1 protein-coding gene is annotated in these 229 nt (G+C 63.3%); it reads right to left on the reverse strand.

The genetic code is table 11. From position 1 onward, the window contains the following. A partial coding sequence (locus tag SB816_RS35505; RefSeq protein WP_410548684.1) for a co-chaperone GroES occupies positions 1-228 on the reverse strand: 228 nt, incomplete at its 3' end. Position 229: the final 1 nt, after the last annotated feature.

Raw genomic sequence — 229 nt, forward strand, 5'->3', positions numbered from 1 at the left:
GATGTCTTCTTCGCGCATGACCAGCAGTTCCTGGCCGTCGACCTTGACGGTCTGACCTGCGTACTTGCCGAACAGGACGCGATCGCCGACCTTCACGTCGAGTGCGATCGGTGCGCCCTTGTCGTCGCGCTTGCCCGGGCCGATGGCCAGGACTTCGCCTTGATCCGGCTTTTCAGCTGCTGCGTCGGGGATCACGATGCCCGAGGCGGTCTTGGTTTCCTGATCCAGG

Origin of the sequence: Achromobacter sp. SIMBA_011, from assembly GCF_046535435.1 — a bacterium.
Taxonomy (GTDB): Bacteria; Pseudomonadota; Gammaproteobacteria; order Burkholderiales; family Burkholderiaceae_B; genus Achromobacter; species Achromobacter dolens.